Origin of the sequence: Herbidospora solisilvae (assembly GCF_009901565.1) — a bacterium.
GTDB classification, from domain to species: domain Bacteria; phylum Actinomycetota; class Actinomycetes; order Streptosporangiales; family Streptosporangiaceae; genus Herbidospora; species Herbidospora solisilvae.
Window position 1 is genome coordinate 221,300 of sequence record NZ_WXEW01000009.1, and the last position, 21,683, is coordinate 242,982.

The following is a 21,683-nucleotide window of genomic DNA, read 5'->3' on the forward strand; positions in this document are numbered from 1 at the left end:
CTCCTGGGGGTGTTCTCGGTGATGTTCAACGTGAGCTCAGCGACCGGCCTGGGACAGCGCCAGCCCGGTGCCCGCGTCGAACAGGTGCGCACGGTCGAGGTCGACCGTGACCTGCAGCCGTTCGCCCGGCGTGCCGGTGACGGTGGGCCGGGCCTTGACCTTGAGGATCACCGTTCCCACGCGGACGTCGACCAGCGTCCGGTCGCCGAGCGGTTCGAGGCCGTAGAGCTCGCCGGGCAACGACGCGTCGCCGCGCCGCTCGACGGACAGGTCCTCCGAGCGCAGGCCCAGCAGCAGCGGGCGGCCGTCTTCGGCCGTGGTCCAGCGGGGCCGCGGCAGCGTCCAGCCGTCCGCCCCGACCAGGCGGTCTCCCTCGGCGTGGCAGGCGAGCAGGCTGATGGCCGGGCTGCCGACGAAGCCCGCGACCCACTGGTTGGCCGGCCGCTCGTACACCTCGGCCGGCGTGCCGACCTGCTGGACCTTCCCCTCCTTGAGGACCGCGACGTAGTCGGCCATGGACAGCGCCTCGACCTGGTCGTTGGTCACGTAGACGAAGGTCCCGCCGAGGCTGCGGTGGATGCGGGTGAGCTCGGTGCGCATCTCGACGCGGAGCTTGAGGTCGAGGTTGGTGAGCGGCTCGTCCATGAGGAACGCGCGCGGCCGGCGGACCAGCGCCCGGGCCAGGGCGACCCGCTGCATCTCACCGCCCGACATCTGCGCGGGACGGCGCTGCAGCAGACGTTCGATGTGCAGCAGGCTCGACATCCGCTCGACGGCGGCGGCGATCTCGCTGGAGGACGAGCGGCGGGCCCGCAGCGGGGAGGCGATGTTCTCGTACGCCGTGAGCCGCGGGTAGAGGGCGTAGCTCTGGAAGACCATGGCGAGGTCGCGTGCGGCCGGGGTGTCACCGGTCGCGTCCCTGCCGTCCAGATGCACCGACCCGGCGTCGAGCTTCTCCAGGCCGGCGATGGCCCGCAGGGTCGTCGTCTTGCCCGCCCCGGAGGGCCCCAGCACGACGAAGAACGAACCGTCCGGCACGTCCATCGTCACCCCGTCCAGGGCCTGGACCTTACCGAAGGACTTGCGCAGCCCGTGCACTGCCACGGTTCCCATCAGGCCACCAGTTCTTCCGTGCTCGCGTCGTAGACGGGCGGGGGCCCGCCGGTGTGCCGCAGCCCGACCGGCGCGTCGGCGGCGAAACGCACGGTCGGTGGCATCCGAACCCGTACGTCGCGCTGGCCGCCGTGGTCGACCACGTAGATGATTTCGTCGCCCAGCCACTCCGCCGAGACCACGCGGCCCGGGACCGTGCCGTCGGCCCCCGGTTCGGTGACCTCCAGCGCCTCGGGCCGGACGCCCGCGATCAGCGAACGGTCGAGCGGCAGGTTCGGCGGCGGCGTGAGGGCCAGTCCGCTCTTGCTCCGCAGCTTCCCGTCGGCCAGCTCCACCTCGATCAGGTTCATCGGCGGGGAGCCGATGAACGCGGCGCAGAAGAGACTCGCCGGACGGTCGTAGACCTCCAGCGGCGTGCCGATCTGCTCGACGCGGCCCTTGTTGAGGATGGCGATCCGGTGCCCGAGCGACATCGCCTCGACCTGGTCGTGGGTGACGTAGACCATCGTCGTCCCCAGTTCCCCCTGGAGGTGCTTGATCTCCGTGCGCATGTCGGCCCGCAGTTCCGCGTCCAGGTTGGTGAGGGGTTCGTCCATGAGGAAGGCGCGCGGTCGCCGCACCAGGGCGCGGGCGAGCGCGACGCGCTGCTGCTCACCGCCGGACAGCCGGTGCGGACGCCGGTCCAGGAGCGCATCGAGCCGCATCAGCCGGGCGGCCTCGGCGACCCGCTCCTCCACCTCCGCCTTGGGCAGGCCCTCGGCCCGCAGGGGGAACGCCAGGTTGTCGCGGGTCCTCAGGTGCGGGTAGAGCGCGTAGAACTGGAACACCATGGCGATGTCGCGCTCGGCCGGCGGCAGGTCGTTGACCAGCGTGTCGCCGATGTGGATGTCGCCCGACGTCTGCCGCTCCAGACCGGCGATGGCCCGCAGCGTGGTCGTCTTGCCGCACCCCGAAGGGCCGAGCATCACGAAGAGCTCGCCGTCGCCGATGGACAGGTCCACGTGCTCGACCGCGACCGTCCCGTCCGGGTAGCGCTTGTGCAGGGTGGTCACCTCGATGCCCGCCATCAGCGTCGCACCGCCCCGAGCGTCACACCGGCGACGAGGTGCTTGCGCACCAGGTAGGAGAAGATGAGCACCGGCAGGGCGAACACGATGGAGGCGGCGGCCACGAGACCCCAGTCCACGGTGGTTCCGCCGATGAGGCCGGCGATGGCGGGTGGAGCCGTGCGCACGGCGTCGCTGGAGGTGAGGAAGATGGCGAACACGAACTCGTTCCACGAGAAGATGAGGGCGAAGACCGCCGTCGCGGCGATGCCGGGCAGGAGCAGGGGAAGGGTGAACTTCCAGAACGCCTGCAGGCGGGTGTAGCCGTCGAGCATGGCGGCGTCCTCGTACTCCGCGGGCACCTCGTCGACGAACCCCTTCATCATCCAGATCGTGAACGGGACGTTGAAGGCGGTGTAGATGAGGATCAGGCCGAGCTTGGTGTCGAAGAGCCCGACCTGGCGATACATGAGGAAGATCGGGATCACCACCACCACGGGCGGCATGAACCGGGTGGACAGGATGAAGAACAGCTGGTCCTTCTTGGCCTTCACGGAGAAGCGCGAGTAGGCCCAGGCGGCCGGCACGCCCAGCACCGTGGCCAGCACCGTGGAGACCCCGGCGACGATGACCGAGTTGAGGAACGAGCCGGACAACGTCGTGGGACCGCCGCCGGAGGCGACGAACACGTCCTTGAAGTGGTCCAAGGTGACGGTGAAGTCGAAGAACTTGGCCGGAATGGCGTAGACGTCCCGGTTCTCCTTGATGGACGTCTCGATCATCCACAACACCGGGAAGAGCATCACGGCGGCCAGCACGGCCAGCACCGCGACCTCGATCACGACGCGGCCCCGGCCGCCGGAGCGGCGACGCGGGGGGCGGCGATCTCGGACAGGACCTGGCGACACGGCCTCGTCGACGGAGACGGCCATCAGTCCTCCTTGAGCTTGTTCAGGTAGCGCATGTAGAGCTGCGCGAGGACGATGACGATGAGGACCATGAGGATCCCGTACGCCGAGGCGGTCCCGGTGTTGAAGCCCAGGAACGCGACCTTGTAGACGTGGAACGACAACGTCTCGGTGGAGACCCCCGGACCTCCGCTGGTGAGGATGTAGACGAGGTCGAACAGCCGGAAGGCCTCGATGGCCCTGAACAACACGGCGATGAGGAGCAGCGGCCACACCAGCGGAAGGGTGATGGTGCGGAACCGGAACCACTCCGACGCCCGGTCGATCGAGGCGGCCTCGTACAGGTACTTGGGAACCGCGGTGAGGCCCGCCAGCGCGATGAGCATGATGAACGGCGTCCACTGCCAGGTGTCGACGACGATCAGGGAGATCAGCGCCGTGTTCTGCTTGGTGAGCCACTCCACCTGCCCCAGGCCGATCGAGCCGAGCATGCTGTTGATCACGCCGAACTGCGCGTCGAGCATGAACCGCCAGAACAGGCCGACCACGACCGGCGAGAGCATCATCGGAACCAGGAACAGCGTGGTGAGCACTCCCCGCCCGCGCACGCGCCGTGAGATCAGATAGGCGATGGAGAAGCCCAGCACGGTCTGCAGGGTGACCGCGCCGACCACGTACAGCAGCGTCGTGAAGGCCCTCAGGTGGACCTGCGCCGACGTCAGGATCGCGGTGAAGTTCTCGAACCAGACGAAGGTGGCGGGCCCGCCGCGGGTGGCCGAGTAGTCGGTGAACGACAGGTACAGCGCCCACAGCAGCGGGAAGACCGACATCGCCAGCAACAGCAGCAACGCGGGCGAGATGAAGGCCACCGTGAGCCAGCGATCGCTCAGGTGGCGGGACCGCCCCGGTGCAGGCGGCGTCGAGGACGCCTCCTGCACCGGGTGGTCCGTCAGAGAGACGGGGTCACTCACAGTCCGCCGCCGCCCTTTTTGCCGGCGGAGTCGAGTACGGCCTGCTGCTCCTTGGCGATGTCGTTCAGCGCGGTCTTCGGATCCTTCGCGCCGTTGAGAGCCGCGTTCACGTTGGTGTTCTCGATGTCGATGAGACGCGCGTATTCAGGCACGTTCCACATGTCCCGCATCCGCGAGACCGAGTCGGCGTACACCTTGTTGAACGGCCCGGCGTTGAGGAACTCGGGCGACGACAGGGCGTCCGTGCGCGCCGGCACGCCACCGGCCGCGGCCCACTTCTTCTGGATGTCGGCCTGCTCGAACCACTTCATGAAGTTCAGCGCCTCCGCCTGCTTCTCCGGGGAGGAGTAGGCCGAGACGTGCATGCCCATGCCGCCGAGCGGCACGAGGTCGGTCTTCTGCTTCGGCAGGGTGGCGAAGCCCAGCTTCTGGAGGATCTCCTCGCGCGTCTTGCCGAGCGTCGACTGCTCCGGGTCGAGCAGGCCGCCGCTCGCGGCGATCCAGTTGAACGCGATGCAGGCCTTGCCCTGGGCGACGGCCGCGTTCACCTCGTCGATGAACCAGTTGCCGGAGCCCGCAGCGGTCAGCGGCTTCATCTTGTTGACCAGGACGTCCATCGCCTCCTGGCCCGCCGCGTCGTTGATGACGCCCTCGATCTTGCGCGCCTTGGAGTCCCAGAGGTTGCCGCCGTAGACGCCGTTGACCGTGTTGTAGGTCACGGCCGCGGCGTCGGAGCCGTTGGCCTGGTGGAAGGCCAGCCCGCTGACGCCGGGGTTCTCGGTCTGGCACTTCTGGGCGGCCGCGATCATCTCGTCCCAGGTCGCCGGCGGCGTCTCGCCGATCAGGTCCTTGCGGTAGATCATCGTCCAGGTGTCGCCCAGCAGCGGAAGCCCGTACAGGCTGGCGTTCTCGTCGCGCTGCCCGGTCTCCGCCTGAGGGAACTGGCCGTAGGCTGCCAGCAGGTACGGGTTGTAGGCGTTGACGTCGATGTTCTTCTTGACGAAGTCGGTGATGTCGAGGATGTTGCCGTTCGTCACGGCCTCGCCGATGTGCTGGGAGTCCAGGATCGGGATGTCGAAGTCGGTCTTGCGCGCCGCGAACTGGGTGAACATCGCGTCGTGCCAGTTCGCGTTCGGCACGACGTTGACCTTGACGGTCACGTTCGACCGCTCTTTGGTGTACTCCGCGTTCGCGAAGGCCTCCAGCGCCTTGGCGGGGGGCCAGTCGAACCAGATGAAGCTGAGGGTCAACGGCTCCTTGGTGAGCTCTGGGATGTCCGCCGGCGCCTTGGGGGCGCCCGCGGTCCCGCCGTCGTCCCCGCCGCAGGCCGTCAGGGACGTGGCCACCAACAGGGCCGCCGCCGCCAGTTGTCCTATTCGCCGTGGATACCGCATGTCTTGCCTGCTTTCTGGGGGGAGACCACTGGAGCCTTGCTGCGTACTTCGCCGAGCAGTCGGGGGGTTGTTCAGGCGTGTTGCCGGCTGCCGCAGGGGCTGACCCGCAGACCGGCGTCACGGGTACGCCGCGACGGAAATGGGGCTTTCAATCAGTCGAGAGGTTCATCGGTCCTCATTCGGTCAGGTGGCGGACCGAGGAGGACGTCGAGCATGCTCAGGGGTGCTCCGACTGATCGAATCGGAGCGGGGGTGCGCGGTTTCGCCTGGGTTAAGGATGGGTGACATCCGCCACCTTTCCTATACGATCCGGGTTGGGGCGTCAACATCCCGCCATGTTTGGACCGATATCAACAGGATGAAGAAAACCCAAGAAAGGACCTCGGGTCACGATGGACGACGAAGCGACGATCGCGCGGCGCCGATCGCGCGGCCGGCTCGCCGACGAGGTTTACGACACGCTGCTCGGCCAGCTGATGTCGCTGCGGATCGAGCCCGGCTCCCGCGTCACGATCGACGTCCTGGCACGTGAGCTGGGGGTCTCGCAGACGCCGATCCGCGACGCCCTGAACCGCATGGAGGCCGAGGGCCTGGTCGTGCGGGTGCCCCACGCCGGCTATCGCATACCCCCCCAGATCACCCGTCAGCGGTTCGAGGACATGCTCGAACTCCGGTTGCTCCTCGAACCGGCGGCGGCGCGCAGATCCGCCGAGCGCGCGTCCTCCGCACAAGTGGCGGGCCTGCGGCGAATGCTGGAGGAGATGGCCGAGCTCGAGGGGGGCGACGGGCCCGTGGCCTACGGCGCCTTCGGGCTCCGCGACGCCGCCTTCCACGATCTCGTCGCCCAGAGCGCGGAGAACGAGGTCATCCGCGAGGCGCTCGCCCGCCTGCACACCCACGTGCACCTGTTCCGGCTCGTCCACGACACCCAGGTCACCCACCTGGCCATGGCCGAGCACGAGGACGTCCTGACCGCGATCGCCGCCCGTGACCCCGACGCGGCCGCCTACGCCATGCGCCGTCACATCCTGCGGTCGGGCGACCGGTTCCGGCGGCTGTTCGACGAGGCGAAGGACGCCGACGGAATGACCGTAAAGGCTTGACGGGCGGGCCGAGCCGAGGAATGCTAACCCAACCGGATCGGATTGGATCTGATCCACCTCACCCGTCCCAAATGCGAGGAGAAGTAGGTGCCCAGAGCGCTGCTTCTAGCCGGCGACGCCGCCGAGGAGCTCGACACCATGTATCCCTACTACCGCGTGCAGGAGGGGGGATGGGACGTTGACGTGTCGTCGCGGACGCTCCGTGACATTCAGCTCGTCATCCACGAGTTCGACCCCAACTCCGACGCCTACGTGGAGAAGAACGGCCGCAAGCTGCCGGTCGACGTGCCCTGGGCCGAGGTCGACGTCGAGCGCTACGACGCCCTCATCATCCCCGGCGGCCGTGCCCCCGAGTGGATCCGGGTCGACCCCGACGTCCGGCGCATCACCGAGCACTTCTTCGCGCGTGACCTCCCCATCGCGCTCGTCTGCCACGGCGCGCAGGTGCCCGCCGTGTACGGGCTGCTGAAGGGCCGCCGGGTGGCGTGCTTCCCGCCCATCACCGGCGACATGGAGAACGCGGGCGCGACGGTCATCGACGCCCCCGACGTCATCGACGGAAACCTGGTCTCCTGCCGCGGCTGGCCGGACATGCCGCAGTTCGGCCGGGCGATGATGGACCTCTTCTCGAAGGCCGTCAGCGCTCAGTGACCGAACTCCGGACCGTCACCGTCGACGGCTCCCCCGTCCACGTCATGGAGCACGGCACCGGCCCCGCGGTGCTGATGCTCCACGGCTCCGGACCCGGCACGACCGGATCCGGAGCCTGGGCGGCGACCGCGCGGGCGCTGCCGTCCTGGCACGTGGTGGCCCCTGACCAGGCCGGATTCGGCCGCACCCCGATCCCGTCCGGCTCCAGGGGCGGGCTCCGGTTGTGGACGGAGCAGGCTGCGGCCCTGATGGACACGCTCGGCGTCGAGGAGTACGCCGTGGTCGGCCACTCCATGGGCGGCGCCGTGGCGCTGGCGCTGGCGGCCGCGCGTCCCCGGCAGGTCACCCATGTGGTGGCGGTGTCGACGATGGGCACCCCCGGGGCGGGGCTGTCCCCCGACCTCGACGCGATCTGGGCCGCCCCCGCCGACCCGCTCGGGGCACGGGACATGCTGAGCCGCCTCGTCCTCGACCAGGCGCTCGTGACCGAGGCCGCCGTCGCCGCCCGTGCGGCCGCGATGCGAGAGGGGGAGGCCGCCTACGCGTCGTTGTTCCCTCCACCCAGGGCACGCTGGGCCGACGACCTCACCCTGTCGGCGCGGACGCTGGCGGGCATCCGCGCGCCCGTGCTGCTCGTCCACGGCGCCCAGGACCGCGTCACCCCGCTCGGGACGGCGGCCCTGCCCCTGCTCGAACACCTGGCGGACGTCCGTCTGCACGTGCTCGGCCGCTGCGGGCATGTGCCGGCGCTGGAGCACCCGCCCGACTTCCAGCGACTCCTGTCGAGCTTCCTCGACCGGAAACCAGATCACTGATCGGCAGCCAGGGCCTTCCCGGAGAACCGAGCGCGGTGCGGCGGACCTGGTGTTGATCTTCCCTGTTCAGATCTGCCGGCGGAGCCAGTCCAGGCCCTCTTCGGCGTGGCCGGCGATGGTGAAGTGGCTGGCGTCCGCGCGGAGCCGCAGCTCGGCGGTGGGGCAGTGGGCCGCCAGCCACCTCCCGTGAGAGGCGGGGATGATCCGGTCCGCGGCGCCGTGCAGGAGCAGGACGGGGGCGCTGACGGTGCCGGGGTCGCAGCCCCAGGCCTGGGTGTAGGAGACGTCGTCGTCGACCTGACCGTAGGGGCCGGCGGCCAGAGCCGGCTCGCTCACCTTCCCCAGCCAGCCCCACGGCCCCTCGAAGAAGGCCAGGTCGGCCGCGGTGAACTGGCAGTCGTAGTCGAAACCCGACTCCTCCAGCGCCGCCCGCACCTCGCGGCCCGCCCGCGCCGTTCCCAGGGCGGCCACCCCGGACGGGACCATCCCGGCGAACCAGTCCAGCCCGTCCGCGCCGTACGGGGCGATGCCGGCCAGGCTCACCACCGCCCGGACACGGTCACCCAGGACGGCGGCGCACCCCAGGGCGTACGTCCCGCCGCCGGAGTACCCCACGACGGCGAACCGCCCGATGCCGAGCGCGTCCGCGACGGCCGCCGCGTCGGCGGCGACCGAGGCGACGGTGCGCCCCGGCGCGACGTCGGACCGGCCGTAGCCCGGCCGATCGAAGGACACCCAGCGCAACCCCAGCCTTTTGGCCGCGGCGAAGAGCGGCTCGGGAGGGGCCCCCAGGCTGGGGGTGCCGTGATGCCACAGAACCGGCAGCAGCTCGCTCGCCGCGGGGGCGGTGTCGTACACGTGCAGCGTGCGGCCCTCGGCCACCTCGACGTCCAGCTCGACCATGCCGCGATGTTAGCGACCGTGCCGGTAGCGGCCCTGAATGGAGGGTGAGATGCTACACGCTGTGACGTCTGGTTCGAGCGCCGAGTCCGACTTCTACTGCCACCAGGCCATTCCGGGCACCACGCCGGTCACAGTGGTGGCGGAAACCGAGGAGGTACTCGCGTTCGAGCACACCAACCCCGCCTATCCGGTGCACGTCGTGGTGGTCCCGAAGGTGCACGTTCCGTCGCTGGTCGACCTTGGAGACGGGGGCGAAAAACTGCTCGGCAAGGTTATGGCGGTGGTCCAGCAGGTCGCTGCGCAGATGGAGGAGGAGCACGGCGCGGCATGTGTCACCACGAACGTCGGGCTCTACCAGGAATCCCGGCACCTGCATTTCCACGTGTACCACCGCGGTGAGTCGGAGGCGCAGATCCTCGCGACCTACAGCCACCACGACAGCTGAGTCACCGCATTCGCCTCAGGCAACGACCGGAATGCCTGCGGGCACCTGTGGGGATAGAAAATGATCACCGCAGGGGATGCCCTGGTCCTCGCGGCTTCGTATGCGGTCTCGGCAGCGGCATTCCCGTCCAGCATCACCACACGGTCGTCCACAGCGCCGATGATCGCGGTGACGCCCGTCGGCTGTCTGACCCCGGCACCAGGTGAGGCTGATCAGTTGCCGCTGGTAGAGGGCCTGTACGTCGTTCATCGGCCTCTCCCGCGATTCACGCGTCGGCGCGGTGCACGAGCAGCATGAACGTACGGGCGAAGGACATCCCGTCGGCCGGCCGGGGCCAGCCGAGACCGGCCAGCACCCGCGAGGCCGCCTCGTGGCGGACGCCGTCGACGCGGACCTCGGCGGTCTCGAAAAGACCGTCGGCGTCGTGGCCACCTCCGAAGATCGCCTTGATGCCGATCAGGTGGTCGCGTTCGAACCCGTCGTTCAGTACGGGCGCCAGCCTGGGCAGGAGCACGTTGTCCGCGGCCCAGGTCTGCCCGGCCATGTGATCCGCCCCGGAGCCCCAGCCGACGATGCCGCCGTGGATGGTGTGCCATCCCGGAAACCCCTCGGGATCGTCGGGGGGAAAGTGGGCGGCGAGGGTGCCGTTCTGCCTGAGCAGTTCGAGCACGGCGCTGCCAGTGGTGTCGAGCCACATTCGGATGGCGCGGTTCACGGCCTCCTCCGCGGTGGCCCCGTACCCCGCGACGCAGTCGGCGACCGTGGTGCTCTCCGGCCGGTCGACGTTGAGCACGAAGTCGAGGTCGAGGTGCCCCGGATGATCCGTGTGCCCCACCTGGAGCACGACGCCAATGGTGCCAGGGCCTTTGGCCATCCTCCCCTGGACCTGCCAGGGGTCTCCCGTGACGTCTGACAGGTGGCGGACCACCATGTCCAGCACGACATCATCGGGCAGGCGCGCACCGTCCATCGGGCTCTCCGCTCACATCTCGCCATGATCATTCGAGCAGACAGTAGCGGAACAGAACCCCAGAATTCGGTTGGCGATGTCGCGAACGGTCACAACTCTGGTGATCTTCCAAGGCCGTGGGGCGCCGTCAGCGTGAGGCCGAGCCGCACGAAGGAGACGGGATGCCCCAGAACCGCGATCTCGCCCCCGAGGTGATGTCCGCATACTCCGACATGGTGGATGACCCGGGCCACACCGAAGACTTCGGCCTGGCCCGGGGTCTGATCGTCAGCCGGGGGCGTCGCTCTGCCCGGTGCGCGTCAGCAGCAGGCCGACGGCGGTGGCGGCCGCGGCGCAGCCGATGGCGATCGTCCATCCCTTGGGGCCGAGCGGGCGGCAGCCGAACAGGTTGCTCACGCCCGGGATGGAGACGATCAGCCCGAGGGCGGCCAGCGAGACGGCGGCCGCCGCCAGGACGGTGCGGTCGCCGCGGCTGACCGCCATCGTCTGCATCAGCTGGGCCGACACCAGCGCCACGAGGGCGACGGTGCTGATGTTCCACCGTGGGCCGGTCATGCCGTCGATCAGCGCGGCGGCGGTGGCGGCCGCGGCGGTGACGCCCGCGCGGAGCATGATGTCGCGGCCCAGCAGCTTGCCCAGGGACGCCTCGGGACCCTCGGCGAGCAGCTGCTCGGGCGTGGTTCCGGCCGGGGGCCGGACCGCCACCGCCATCGCGGGCAACATGTCGGTGAGCAGGTTGACCAGCAGCAACTGGCGGGCGTTGAGGGCGGCCGCGCCGCCCAGGGTGCCGGCGGCGCCGACGGTGTAGGCGACCTCGCCGAGGTTCCCGCCGAGCAGGATGGCCAGGGCGTCGCGTACCGAGGTCCACATGGCGCGGCCTTCGGCGATCGCGTCGGTGATGGTCTCGATCCGGTCGTCGGTGACCACCACGTCGGCCGCGCCGCGGGCGGCCGGGGTCGCCTCGGCGCCGAGTGCGATGCCCACGTCGGCGAGGCGGATTGCCGGGGCGTCGTTGGCGCCGTCGCCGGTGACCGCCACCACCCGGCCGCTGTCGCGGAACGCCTTGACGATGCGCACCTTGTGGGCGGGGGTGACCCGGGCGAACACCGCGACCTTCGGCAGCGCCTCCGCCAGTGCCTGGTCGTCCATGGCGTCGAGTTCGGCGCCGGTGACGATCTGCCCGGAGTTGAGGATGTCGAGTTCGGCCGCGATCGCCTCGGCGGTGGTGGGATGGTCGCCGGTGATGATGACGGGCCGGACCCCGGCCTGCTGCAGGCGGGTCACCCCCAGGGCGGCGGTCGCCCGGACCGGATCGGCCAGGGCGAGCACTCCGAGCAGGGTCAGCCCGTCGATGCGCGACTCGTCCAGGTCGCGGCGGTCGGAGGCGGGCCGCTCGGCGACCGCGAGCACCCGGTAGCCCTTGCGTGCCAGCCGGTCCACCTTCTGGTAGACCTCCGCACGCGTCTTGTCGTCGAGCGGCATCTCGGTGCCGTCGATCAGCCGGCGTGCACACCGCTCCAGCACGATCTCCGGTGCGCCCTTCACACTCAGCAGCTGCCCGTCGGGCACCCGGCCGAGGGCGGCGTGGTAGCCGCGTCCGGGCTCGAACGGCATCTCGTCGACCAGCTGCCAGGCGCCGTTGCCGGCGGCGGTGCCGACGCCCGCGCGCGCCGCGCCGTCCACCACCGCCCGGTCGGTCGGGTGCGGCAGCACGTCACCGGCCGTCGGGCAGGCGCGGACGGCGGTGACCAGCACGCGGCGCAGCTCCGGGGTGAGCCGGGTGATCGACGCGTCGGCCCGCCCGTCGCTGACCCGGCGCAGCCGGATGCGTCCCTCGGTGAGGGTGCCGGTCTTGTCGAAGCACAAGACGTCCACCCGGCCCAGCGTCTCGATCGTGCCGGGGTTGCGCACGAGCACCCCGCGTGTGGACAGGCGTTTCGCGGACGCCAGCTCGGCCGCCGTGGCGACGAACGGCAGCCCTTCGGGTACGGCGGCCACCGCCAGGCTCACCGCCTTCCCCAGCGACGCCCCGACCGGACGACCACGCAGCAGGTCCAGCAGGATCAGCAGGCCTCCGGCGCCGACCGACAACGGCAGGATGACGCGGGTGAGCTCGCGCAGCCGGGCTTCCACGCCCCCGGCCGGCGGGCCGTCCGCGGCCGTCCGGGCGCTGCGTCCGGCCTCGGTCGCCGCCCCGGTGGCCACGACCACGCCGGCCCCGGATCCGGCCGCGACGACCGTCCCCTGATAGACCATGGAATGGCGGTCGGCCACGGCTTCGGCGGCCACCGGCTGGGCGGTCTTGGGCACCGGCAGCGACTCGCCGGTGAGGGAGGACTCGTCGACCTCCAGGTTGTCGGCCTCGATCAGCCGGCAGTCGGCCGGCACGGCGTCGCCCGACGCCAGCTCGATCACATCGCCGGGGACCAGCTGGTCCGCGGCCGTCTCCTGTACGTGGCCCGCGCGGCGTAGCCGTGCCTGTATGGCGGTGGTGGTCAGCAGATCGTGTAGCGCGCGGTCGGCGCCCTGCCGCTGCACACCGCCGATCAGCGCGTTCATCCCGAGCACGCCGCCGATGAGCCCGGCGTCGGCCACCGAGCCCACCAGGGCCGAGACGGCCGCCCCGGCGGCCAGGATCGGAGTGAGCGGATTGGCCAGTTCCTCGACGAACATCCTCAACAGCCGTGGCGGACCGTCGGCGGATGGGGCGACGACTCGCCGGCGTTCGGCCTCGCCGTCGGACAGCCCGGCGGGGGTCGTGGTCAACCGGTTGAGCACGGCCCGTACGGGCATGGCGTGCCAGGCGGTGGTGTCATGCGGGATCGGCGCGGGACGGCGGAGCACCGACCGGGCCGTCCAGACGCCCGCCCCGGCGGCGATCGCCGCCGCCAGGTTGACCGCCACGAAGGCGGTGCGCACACCGCGGGGCGCCGCCACGGCCAGCACCGCCGCGCACGACGAACCGGCGAACGCGAGCTGCGCACTGCGCCTGCTGTTCCGCCGTGCCGCGCCGATCGCGCCGAGCAGCAGCACCGCCCTGGACAGGTCGCAGCTCACGTCGGCGGTCCACCGCTTGCGCTCCGCTGAGCCGATGCCGACGCCGAGATCCGCGGCGGCCAGCGCCGCTCTGCCGGAGGCGGACGCGACCGCCACGCCATGCCCCTGGGCCTGTAGCGCGCGCACCTCCGCGGCGAGCCGCCTGCCGCCGGCGACGGTGCCGGTCACGCCGAGGCGATCCCTCACGTCCGGGGGCCCGCCGGCCAGCAGGACGGTCCCCGCCGATTCGGCCGCCTCGATCAGCGGCCTGGCCAGGGGATGCAGCTCGGCGATCATGGTCACCTGGGCGACGGCGCGCCCGTCCCGGGTGACCGTGAGCGGACCGTCGCCGGTGCGGCTCGGCTCGACGGCCCAGGCCGCCTGCTCGCGCCGTCGCCATGGATCGGCCGGATCGACCAGTTCGTGGACGATCGCGTGCGCCTCCGCGGGATCCTCGTTCGAGCCGGCCTCGCCGGTCACGTCGACGTGGTGGATCGTCCAGCGCCCGGTCAGCAGCGCGTCGGCGTCGATGACCACGGTGTCGATCCGGTCCATGCGGCGCAGCGCCCGCGGGTCGAACACCAGCACGTCCGAGGCGGCCAGGCCCCGTCCGAGTTCGGCGCCGAAGGCCTCCCGGCCCAGCCGCGCGGCCTTCGGCGCGGCCGCCGCCAGGAAGGCCTGATCACGCTCCGGAGTGCGGGCCAGGATTGCGGTCAGCCCGTACGCCCCCACCGCGCCCGGAATGGCAAGGTCGCAGTAGTGCTCGATCGGCCCCCGCGGAAGCTGCGCCGGCCGGCTGAGCCGCTCGAACGGCGCGGACCGGTGCGTGGACGTGCCGGCGGCAGCCCTGGCCCAGGCGTGGTTGTGGGCACGGGACTCGGCCAGCAGCAAACCGGCGTAGACGGTGTCGATGAGCTGACCCAGCGGGCGGAACGACAGCGCGTTGGCGATCGTGCTCGAAATCCCGAAGAGGGCGTCGGTGGCGGGCTGCCCGAGCCGATGCTCCACCACGCTCCGCAGCCACGGGTAGGAATCGGCCAGGGTGACCAGCATCGGTACGGCCGGGGGCAGCCCGCGTGCTCCCGCCAGCCGGCCGGCCGCCGACACCCCCAGCCCGGCCAGCCGTACCCCGAATCCGAGCAGCACCGCCGGAACGTCCGGCAGCGTCACCGCGCTGGCGTACGGCGCGCCGTCCAGACCGTGCTTGCGCTCCACCGCCTCGATCAGCTCGACCAGGGTGTCTTCGTCGAGTGCCTCACCCGCGATGAACACGTAGCCCAGAGCCCGGTTGACCTCGGTCCGCGTCACCCCGTCGGTGGCCATGAGGTCGTGTTCGAGGGCCTCGGCCGCGGCATCCATGCCGGACAGGTGCAGTCCCCGTACTTCGACGCACAGGCCGTTCGCTCCGGCCTGCCAGCTGCGCCGTCTGCGCAGCCAAGTGCGGGCGAGCCGGGATTCCACCCTCGCCTCAGCCTTCTTCGCTTCGTCCCGGACCAGTTCGGGAACCGGCAAGCAGCTCAGCATTCCGGTGGCAAAAGCCAGCATCCGCCCGTACATGCTGCGATCCCCCCAAGGCGCCAGTACCTTCGTACGGGGGGAGAATTCAGGCTCTGATGCTAGGGCATACGAGGCGCTCTACCCGGCGAATCATCCGCAGTTAGCACAATCATGACCATGCCCTTGAAGTGGACATCATGTCCGGGCGAGGACCGGCAGGAATCGTGCGGGGATACTTCCGGCCCGCCCGTCTGCGGCCGGTCAGCCGGTCGAACGGTCGGAGTTGCCGGGAGTCGGCCGACGGCGGGCGGGGCGGCCTCAGGCGGTCGCGAATCCGCGCTGCGTGGCGAACCGCCGTGCGACGGACTGGATCACAACCTGGACCAGGTGGGCGACGAGCGCCTCGAGCGCGATAACCGCCGCCTTGGCGAGCAACGAACCAAAGAAACCGGACATTAGATACCTCCAGGGGCAAAACTTACTACAGTCCACCTTTAAGGACATAGGCATCACGCTTCTGTCCGTTCGATGAACTTCCGGTGACCTCTTGGTCAGCTGGCTGGCTCTCGAGCAGAAGGGTCGCCTGACGGCCTGGAGTTTAGGCGTCCCAGGCGAGTGCCCAATCCGCTTGGCGGCCCGAGACGCCACTGTCGGCGACCGGGTTGACCAGGCCTCCTGGAGCCCGACGTGCGGACGATCTCCCCGATGTCGCCGCCGAACAGGGGGCCCGGCGCATCGCCTCCCACCTTGCTCGACGGTTCGAGGCCTGCCGGGCGGTCCAGGTCATCGGAACCCGACATTTCGGCATATACGACCTCAAGAGTCAACGTCGCATGCTTCCCTCCGGCCCAGGCGGGAACGACGCGGAGTTGAGGTTTCCGAACGCCACATGCCGGGACGCCGTAGGCGGGGTCACGTGGCGATCCTCGCAGCGGTTAGTCGTGAGGCGACGGTGAATCGAGGGGGAAAGAGGGGGCTATGACTGTCACCGAAACCAAGAACCGGCCCATGAAGGGCACTGCCGAGAAGACCTCGGTGGCAGAGGAGGAGCACGACGACATGCTCACGCTCAACCTGCCGATGGTCAGCCTTCAGGTGCACCAGCCGCACATGCATCTTCCGCACATGGACAAGGGGCAGGCAGGCCACGCCATGCGGCGGGCCGCGAAGTCGACGTCGGCGCAGCAGGTCGTCTACTACGGCGGCCTGGGCGCGCTCGCCGCCGTCGGTGTCATCGAATGGCCGATCGCGGCCGCGATCGGGGTTGGCACGCTGATCGCGGCACGGGCCAAGGGCGCCGCCAAGCCGGACAGGTCGGCCGCGAAGCAGGCACCGCCGGCAAGGGCGCGGACACCGCAGGCCGCCGAGCCGAAGGAAGCCCCGAGGCGCACCCGCAGACAGGCCTGACGAGAGGCCGGCGAAACGATCAGGCCGCCTCCGCGCGGCCTGATCGCGCTGTTCATGGCGCCGGCCCCAACGCCACGCATCTACAAGGACACGTCCTAGCGTGGGTCGCGGCCGGCCGCGATGATCATCTGTGCCCGGCGCAGCACATCGATCTGAGCGCGGTTGTAGAGGGCTTCGAGAGCATGGCCCACGGCGGCCTTGGCCGCTCGGACCTGCCGCGGCGCGGAGGCCTTGAGTTCCAACGTGACCGGATGATCGGCGCGCGCGTCGTCCATGAACGGTGCGAGCTGCTCGGCGAGGGCCTGCCGCGTGGTGTCGTCGGCGTCTTCGGGGAGGTCGCGGAACTCCTCGTCGAGTGCGACGTTGGGGCGTGCCTCGAGGGTCCGCCGTACGGCGTCCATCGACTCGTCCGAGAACAGTTGGGCGTAGATCATGAGAAGTGCGCGGTCGTTGCCGCGCAGGTCCTCCGCGACTGCGCTGAACCCGGTCGGCACGTCCGCTGCCGCGCCCGGCTCGGACAGCGTGGCCAGCACCCGCCGGATGTTCTGGAGCCACGGCGAAGGCCAGGCTGGCGACCACGAGCCCGACGACCAGAGCCGGGCGGACCGCGCGCACCCACGAGGCGGCGGCGGGCAGCACGGCGCTGCGGAACATCAACTCCTCCCCGGCCGCCTGCAGGGGAGTGGTCAGCAGGATGAGAATCAGCATGACGATCGTCGTGGCGCTCACGCCGAAGGCCGTCCAGCCCGGAGCGTCGGGGGCGACCAGAGCCACGACCCCGATCCCGGCGCTCACCAGCAGCGCCGCGCCGAGGAGGTACTCCGTCAGGCGGCGGGGGTCGAACGCTCGCGGCGCGCTGATCAGACTGCGCCACGGCACCTTGGCCGGCCACACCAGGAGCCCGATCGCCAGCGCGCCCGCCGCGCCCACGCTCAGGTTGACGGCCAGGAACTTCAACGGGGTGAAGGTGGCCGCCAGCGGATCGTCACTGCCCTCGATGACGCCGACGAACTGGTAGAGCACGACCTGCAGGACCACCATCACCAGCGACGGCACGACGATGACCACGAGCGCCTGCCACCGCGTCATGCGCAGGTGCGCGCCGAACGGCCGGGAGTCGTCGACCGCCGGCCGGAAACGTTCTCGCGTCAAGGGACTGGGATCGGCGGAGCCCGGTGCGTCCATGGGGGGTCCTCTCGGTCTTGAACTGGTCGCAGCGCTCAAGAGCGAACACCATGCCCTGGGGGCACACTCAAGTCGTCCAGACGAACAGCCGGGCGTGGAGATCGTCGCAAGGCTGGCCCCGGTAATGACGAGGTCATCGCCGCCGGAGCTGCGATGGGCCGGGGACTCGAACATGCTCCTGTGGCTCGCGGTTCTCGGGGCGGGATGTCAGGCGGTCGGAAAGGAGGTCTTCGTCAGCTCCTCAGAGACCTGCCAGATGCGTGCGGCGTCCTCGCTACTGCGCAGCGGTGGGTAGAGCCGCTGCTCGGCAGGCGGGCCGCCGAGGTTGCCGAGCCCGCTGGGGCCGTAAAGGGCGCCGGGCTTGGCGCTGGGGCCGGTCGCCGCCAAGAGGGCGGGCAGTTTGGCCGTCTCGACGGTGCCCAGCAGGATGCCGCGGGCCGAGAGTGTCCGGATCAGGCGGACCTGGGGCGTGTCCTGGCCGCGGCCGATCTCGGGGCGGGCGGCCAGGAGGCTGGTGGGGGCGACCCCGGGGTGGGAGAGGTTGCTGGTAATGCCCCATCCGTGAGCTTTGCTGCGCCGGTCCAGTTCCAGGCCGAACAGCCCGAACGCGATCTTCGACTGGCTGTACGCACGCATCCCGTGGTAGCCCCGTTCCCAGTTCAGATCGTCCCAGTTGATGGTGCCGCGACGGGCGGCGATGCTGATCTGCGAGGTCACGCGGGCGTGGCCGTCGCGCAGCAGCGGCAGGATCTGGCCGACCAGAGCGAAGTGGCCCAGGTGGTTGGAGCCGAACTGCAGCTCGAACCCGTCGGCCGTGGTCTGCCGGCTCGGCGGGCTCATCACGCCGGCGTTGTTGATCAGGAGATGGATCGGACGGCCCTCCTCGCGCAGAGCCTCGCCCAGGGCCACGACCGTTTCCAGCGAAGACAGGTCGAGGGTGCGCAGCGAGACCTTCGCGCCCGTGACGGCCCTCCTGATCGCGGCGATCGCGGCCTCGCCCTTACGCGGGTTGCGGACCGGCATGATCACCTCCGCACCGGCCGCCGCCAGGCTCGTGGCCATCCTCAGGCCCATTCCGTCGCTCGCGCCGGTGATGACGGCGCGCTTTCCGGACAGGGTGGGGATGGTGATGTCGATTCGTTTGCGTGGCATCGCCTCTACTCCTTCATGTTGTGGCCCAGACGCCCCCGTGGACGTGGCCCGAGAAGGGTGTTCGAAAGCGCCGCGTGTTGTCCTCGTCGGCGGAATAGTCGATCACCACGCTCGCGTCGAACCAGGCGTACCGCAGCGCGATCGCCTTTCCGATCCCGCGGCTCGGGCCATGGCATCGATCCTCGGGGGACCGCCCGGGCGTATCCAGGACCTCCCGATCACAGGCTCGCCAGGTCACCGCTCCAGATGGGGGGATCGGCGGGCCGTGGCTACCTCCGCCCGCAGGCACTAGAAACGAGGCAGCACTCGAGAAGGAGGATCGTCGTGATCGATCGCACCGGGCTGGCGGAGTTCCTCCGCAACCGCCGCGAGGCACTGCAACCCGAGGACGTCGGCCTGCCGCGCGGCCCCCGGCGCAGGACCAACGGGCTCCGGCGCGAGGAGGTCGCGTTGTTGTGCCACATGTCGGCCGACTACTACTCCCGCCTGGAGCGGGAACGCGGCCCTCAGCCGTCGCAGATGATGCTCGCCTCGATCGCCCAGGGGCTGCACATGTCGCTCGACGAACGCGACCACCTGTTCCGCCTCGCCGGGCACAACCCACCGGCCAGGGGCGCGTCCACCGAGCACATCAGCCCCGGCCTCCTGCGGGTGCTCGACCGCCTGAACGACACACCCGCCGAGATCGTCACCGAACTCGGCGAGACCCTGCGGCAGAGCCCGATGGGCGTCGCCCTCACCGGCGACACGACCAAGTACACCGGGCCCGCCCGCAGCATGGGATACCGGTGGTTCACCGACCCCGCCGCCCGGCAGATCTACGCGCCGGAAGAACATCCTTTCCTCACCCGGATGTACGCCTCGGGACTGCGCGAGCTCGTCACCCTCCGCGGTCCCGGCTCCCGGGCCGCAGACCTGGCCGACCTGCTCCTGGACTGCAGTGAGGAGTTCCGGCGCGTGTGGAACGACCACGAGATCGGGATCCGCCCCCACGACGTCAAGCACTTCAACCACCCCGAGGTCGGCGCCCTGGAGCTGACCTGCCAGCGACTGGTCGACCCCGGCCAGGCCCACTCGCTGCTCGTCTACACCGCCACACCCGGGAGCGAGAGCTACGAGAAGCTCCAGGTGCTGTCCGTCATCGGAGCACAGACGCTCCGCTGAGACCCTGGTACCCGCACACGGCACAGTACGGCCGCCTGTGACGTAGTCGGTGCTGCACGATGAGTCGATCGCGGTCCGCGTAGGGCCAGACCGGCTAGCGGCTGGCCAAACGGCGAGGTCATCCACGAATTCCGTAAGGAGCTGGATCCTTCCCGCCTAGAGGTTCATTGTCCACTCCGACTTTTGAACACCAGCGGTAAACAGCGCCAGGCCCCTGGAGAGAATTGCGCCCGTGCAGGGGATCGTCTTGATGGAGCTTGACGTTCCGGGCCGACAGCAATAGGCGGCAGCGAATCCGCGCGGCGTCTATGAGCGCGGGGTATTCCAGACGCTCCGGGAGAAGCTGCGGTGCACCTTGGCTCGTAGCGCCTACAGGAGCAGATCCAGGTGTCCGCGCAGACCTGACCCCCGGCACGCCAAGCCTCCGTCGCGAGGTCGGAGCCTCCTCGCAGCACGGCTGCGGCGCGGGGGAGCCCAGCGACCTCGACCCAGATCAGTTCGAGCAGTGGGCACGCCCGACCAGCAGCGCCCGGTCGCGACGGATCTCCCGCACATGGGCGCATCAGGCCGTTTCGTGGTTCCGCGCCCAAGCAACGCGTGGACGCGTTCTGACACCTGCACTTCGCATGAAATCATTCGCTGCATGATCATTCGATTACTGAGCACGAGGTAGGCCACCGTGGACCGCGCGCGGCAACTGACCGGCGAGGTGCTCCTGTGTCTCTTCCTGGTTCTCATGGGCACCGGGATCTACTCGTTGACGCAGCCCGCACCGATCTTGGCCTATGACAGCTCTCTGAACTCCATATATTCGATGGTGAGTTATTACAACGGTAGAGACGGTCTATTCTCACGAGTGCTTCACGGGAATGTCTCCACGATGCTCCTGGCCGTCGCGGTCGTCTGGGCGCTGCTCGGCCGCTACCGTGAGGGCCCCGTCGTGTTCGCGCTCGGCCTGCTGATGACCTTCGTCGGCAACTCGTGGGCACACCTGGTCGCCGCGCTGGTCATCGCGGTCATCCTGGTCCGCTGCTCCTGGCAGGAGGCTAGAGTCAACCGGCGCACGTTGGGCTTCGTGGCGGCGGCACTGGGCATGACGGCGTTCCTGGTCGTCGTGATCTAGGGGGACGAGACCGGGCGCGGCTCCCGGTCTCACCGCGGCAGTCACCTCGTGGCGATCGAAAGCGTCGTTCCGGATCTCCGTGCCAATGTCACGGCCCGGATGACATCAGCGGCCTGACCTCGTCCGCGACAACGGTGCGTGCCGGCTGCCCGTAGCCACAGAGACGGCCCTTGTGGTGATCAGGCCGGCAGCCAAGACTGCCGTGCAGATCGCACCATCTCTCGATGTCTTCTTCAGTCGCCGGCAGGCGACGCCTCGTCGGCGCTGAGGGTGCGCAATATGTCGACCAGCGTCGACATCTGCTCCGAGGTGAGCGGCCTGAACAACTCTTCGGCCGCCAGTTCATAGCCGGCCGTCCAGTCCTGGGCCAGTGCGGCCCCCTGCGCCGTCACTCGTAGGAGTACGGACCGGCGGTCGCCCGCGCTGGTCTGGCGTTCGAGCAGTCCGTCACGGACGAGCGCGTCGACCAGGGTGGAGGCGGTCCCCTGGGCGATACCGACCGCGAGAGCGAGCTCGGTCAGCCGAACCGGCTGTGAACGTGCCACCTCCACCACCAGGCGCGACCTCGGCGTCGACACCCCGTGCTCGCCCAGACGCTCGTTGAAGTGTCGTACGAGCACCTTCGCCGTACGGCTGAACTCGTCGGCGACCTGTGCTGCGGTCACGCTCTTCTTCTCGTGCGGCATCGCCCACCTCCCCTTGACGCCCCATCGTACGGGAGGTTACATAGACGTCGATGCATCGATATCAAACTATTTGATGCCTATGCATCCGGCAGGGCATCGAGCGCGCACAAGAAG

20 protein-coding genes are annotated in these 21,683 nt (G+C 69.9%); 8 read left to right on the top strand and 12 right to left on the bottom strand.

The window, feature by feature from the left end:
* Positions 1–36: 36 nt before the first annotated feature.
* The 5 genes from GT755_RS29525 to GT755_RS29545 are packed head-to-tail and all read right to left on the bottom strand — an operon-like array spanning position 37 to position 5,432.
* Positions 37–1,113: an ABC transporter ATP-binding protein gene (locus GT755_RS29525; RefSeq protein WP_161482856.1), complete on the bottom strand. Its 1,077-nt coding sequence runs from the start codon at positions 1,111–1,113 to the stop codon at positions 37–39.
* Complete coding sequence (locus GT755_RS29530; RefSeq protein WP_161482857.1) at positions 1,113–2,180, bottom strand: ABC transporter ATP-binding protein; 1,068 nt, start codon at positions 2,178–2,180, stop codon at positions 1,113–1,115. Before GT755_RS29530 ends, GT755_RS29525 begins: the two co-directional genes overlap by 1 nt.
* Positions 2,180–3,091, bottom strand: coding sequence for a carbohydrate ABC transporter permease (locus GT755_RS29535; RefSeq protein WP_161482858.1), 912 nt, complete (start codon positions 3,089–3,091; stop codon positions 2,180–2,182). The genes GT755_RS29530 and GT755_RS29535 overlap by 1 nt, the downstream gene beginning before the upstream one ends.
* Positions 3,091–4,005, bottom strand: coding sequence for a carbohydrate ABC transporter permease (locus GT755_RS29540; RefSeq protein ID WP_202610661.1), 915 nt, complete (start codon positions 4,003–4,005; stop codon positions 3,091–3,093). The genes GT755_RS29535 and GT755_RS29540 overlap by 1 nt, the downstream gene beginning before the upstream one ends.
* A gap of 29 nt (positions 4,006–4,034) precedes the next feature.
* A complete protein-coding gene (locus GT755_RS29545) occupies positions 4,035–5,432 on the bottom strand; it encodes an extracellular solute-binding protein (RefSeq protein ID WP_161482859.1) in 1,398 nt (465 codons plus the stop codon).
* 392 nt (positions 5,433–5,824) lie between these two features.
* On the opposite strand from GT755_RS29545, the gene GT755_RS29550 reads away from it, so the two are divergent.
* The 3 genes from GT755_RS29550 to GT755_RS29560 all read left to right on the top strand — a co-directional run bounded on the left by GT755_RS29550 (position 5,825) and on the right by GT755_RS29560 (position 8,001).
* Entirely contained in the window at positions 5,825–6,535 is a 711-nt protein-coding gene (locus tag GT755_RS29550; RefSeq protein ID WP_161482860.1) for a GntR family transcriptional regulator, read from the top strand.
* Between the two features lie 87 nt (positions 6,536–6,622).
* Positions 6,623–7,186: a DJ-1/PfpI family protein gene (locus tag GT755_RS29555; RefSeq protein ID WP_161482861.1), complete on the top strand. Its 564-nt coding sequence runs from the start codon at positions 6,623–6,625 to the stop codon at positions 7,184–7,186.
* On the top strand, positions 7,183–8,001 hold the full coding sequence (locus GT755_RS29560; RefSeq protein ID WP_161482862.1) for an alpha/beta fold hydrolase: 819 nt from the start codon (positions 7,183–7,185) through the stop codon (positions 7,999–8,001). The genes GT755_RS29555 and GT755_RS29560 overlap by 4 nt, the downstream gene beginning before the upstream one ends.
* Before the next feature lie 66 nt (positions 8,002–8,067).
* On the opposite strand, the gene GT755_RS29565 is transcribed toward GT755_RS29560, so the two are convergent.
* Positions 8,068–8,904: an alpha/beta fold hydrolase gene (locus tag GT755_RS29565; RefSeq protein WP_161482863.1), complete on the bottom strand. Its 837-nt coding sequence runs from the start codon at positions 8,902–8,904 to the stop codon at positions 8,068–8,070.
* A gap of 61 nt (positions 8,905–8,965) precedes the next feature.
* On the opposite strand from GT755_RS29565, the gene GT755_RS29570 reads away from it, so the two are divergent.
* A complete protein-coding gene (locus tag GT755_RS29570; RefSeq protein ID WP_202610662.1) occupies positions 8,966–9,349 on the top strand; it encodes an HIT domain-containing protein in 384 nt (127 codons plus the stop codon).
* Between the two features lie 265 nt (positions 9,350–9,614).
* On the opposite strand, the gene GT755_RS29575 is transcribed toward GT755_RS29570, so the two are convergent.
* From GT755_RS29575 to GT755_RS29585, 3 genes are all read right to left on the bottom strand, one after another.
* Complete coding sequence (locus GT755_RS29575; protein ID WP_161482865.1) at positions 9,615–10,319, bottom strand: DUF6348 family protein; 705 nt, start codon at positions 10,317–10,319, stop codon at positions 9,615–9,617.
* Between the two features lie 267 nt (positions 10,320–10,586).
* The gene (locus GT755_RS41370; protein WP_161482866.1) at positions 10,587–14,816 is read right to left on the bottom strand and encodes a cation-translocating P-type ATPase; all 4,230 of its coding nucleotides are present in this window, start codon (positions 14,814–14,816) and stop codon (positions 10,587–10,589) included.
* A 354-nt stretch (positions 14,817–15,170) separates the two neighbouring features.
* Entirely contained in the window at positions 15,171–15,308 is a 138-nt protein-coding gene (locus tag GT755_RS29585) for a hypothetical protein (protein WP_161482867.1), read from the bottom strand.
* Positions 15,309–15,830: 522 nt separating this feature from the next.
* On the opposite strand from GT755_RS29585, the gene GT755_RS38780 reads away from it, so the two are divergent.
* Positions 15,831–16,259 carry a hypothetical protein gene (locus GT755_RS38780; protein WP_202610663.1) on the top strand — a complete coding sequence of 143 codons (429 nt, stop codon included), beginning with the start codon at positions 15,831–15,833 and terminating at the stop codon, positions 16,257–16,259.
* 95 nt (positions 16,260–16,354) lie between these two features.
* Here GT755_RS38780 and GT755_RS29590 read toward each other — a convergent pair whose 3' ends face one another.
* Positions 16,355–16,792, bottom strand: coding sequence for a hypothetical protein (locus GT755_RS29590; protein WP_161482868.1), 438 nt, complete (start codon positions 16,790–16,792; stop codon positions 16,355–16,357).
* 173 nt (positions 16,793–16,965) lie between these two features.
* Here GT755_RS29590 and GT755_RS29595 point away from each other — a divergent pair, with 173 nt between their 5' ends.
* A complete protein-coding gene (locus GT755_RS29595) occupies positions 16,966–17,277 on the top strand; it encodes a hypothetical protein (protein ID WP_161482869.1) in 312 nt (103 codons plus the stop codon).
* A 374-nt stretch (positions 17,278–17,651) separates the two neighbouring features.
* On the opposite strand, the gene GT755_RS29600 is transcribed toward GT755_RS29595, so the two are convergent.
* Positions 17,652–18,596, bottom strand: a complete 945-nt coding sequence (locus GT755_RS29600; protein ID WP_161482870.1) for an SDR family oxidoreductase — start codon at positions 18,594–18,596, stop codon at positions 17,652–17,654.
* 324 nt (positions 18,597–18,920) lie between these two features.
* Here GT755_RS29600 and GT755_RS29605 point away from each other — a divergent pair, with 324 nt between their 5' ends.
* Positions 18,921–19,760 carry a helix-turn-helix transcriptional regulator gene (locus tag GT755_RS29605; RefSeq protein ID WP_161482871.1) on the top strand — a complete coding sequence of 280 codons (840 nt, stop codon included), beginning with the start codon at positions 18,921–18,923 and terminating at the stop codon, positions 19,758–19,760.
* 856 nt (positions 19,761–20,616) lie between these two features.
* Positions 20,617–20,883, top strand: coding sequence for a hypothetical protein (locus GT755_RS29610; protein WP_161482872.1), 267 nt, complete (start codon positions 20,617–20,619; stop codon positions 20,881–20,883).
* Positions 20,884–21,116: 233 nt separating this feature from the next.
* Here GT755_RS29610 and GT755_RS29615 read toward each other — a convergent pair whose 3' ends face one another.
* Positions 21,117–21,569 carry a MarR family winged helix-turn-helix transcriptional regulator gene (locus tag GT755_RS29615; protein WP_161482873.1) on the bottom strand — a complete coding sequence of 151 codons (453 nt, stop codon included), beginning with the start codon at positions 21,567–21,569 and terminating at the stop codon, positions 21,117–21,119.
* Between the last annotated feature and the right edge of the window lie 114 nt (positions 21,570–21,683).